The organism is Shewanella sp. POL2, from assembly GCF_000282755.1.
In the GTDB taxonomy this organism is placed as follows: Bacteria; Pseudomonadota; Gammaproteobacteria; order Enterobacterales; family Shewanellaceae; genus Shewanella; species Shewanella xiamenensis.
Window position 1 is genome coordinate 1 of the sequence record NZ_AKZL01000209.1, and the last position, 779, is coordinate 779.

A 779-nucleotide genomic window follows, 5' to 3' on the forward strand; every position below is an offset into this window, starting at 1 on the left:
CAAGGCACGGCGGATGCGGTATTCCAAATATCGACATCATTCGCCATGAGCTGCCCAAGTATGTCATGGTGCTCTCGGGTGACCATGTGTATCGCATGGATTATGCTGGCTTACTGGCCGCCCATGCCGAATCTGGCGCCGATATGACAGTCTCCTGCCTTGAGGTGCCCGTGGCCGAAGCGGCGGGCGCATTTGGGGTGATGGAAGTCGATGACGAGATGCGCATCCTCGGATTTGAAGAAAAACCTAAACACCCTAAACATTCCCCAGGCAATCCTGAGAAGTGCCTCGCCTCGATGGGCAACTATGTGTTTAACACTGAGTTTTTGTTCGAACAGTTGAAGAAAGACGCGCAAAATGCCAATTCCGATCGGGATTTTGGCAAAGACATTATTCCCTCGATCATCGAAAAACATAAAGTGTTTGCCTATCCCTTTAAGAGTGCTTTCCCCAACGAGCAAGCCTACTGGCGCGATGTGGGCACCTTGGATTCCTTCTGGCAGGCCAATATGGAATTGCTATCGCCCACGCCGGCCTTAAACCTCTACGATGCCAAATGGCCGATTTGGACTTATCAGGAGCAATTACCTCCCGCTAAATTTGTGTTTGACGATGACGATAGACGCGGCATGGCGGTGGATTCGATTATTTCTGGCGGCTGTATTATCTCGGGCGCGACCGTGCGCCGCAGCGTGCTGTTTAACGAGGTGCGAGTCTGTTCCTACTCCGTGGTTGAGGATTCAGTCGTGCTGCCCGATGTGGTGGTGCTGCGCCACTGT

General features: G+C 52.6%; 1 pseudogene. It reads left to right on the plus strand.

Annotation, left to right across the window (positions count from 1 at the left end):
* A pseudogene (locus SHEWPOL2_RS22095) lies at nucleotides 1–779 on the plus strand (sugar phosphate nucleotidyltransferase); the annotation flags it as partial.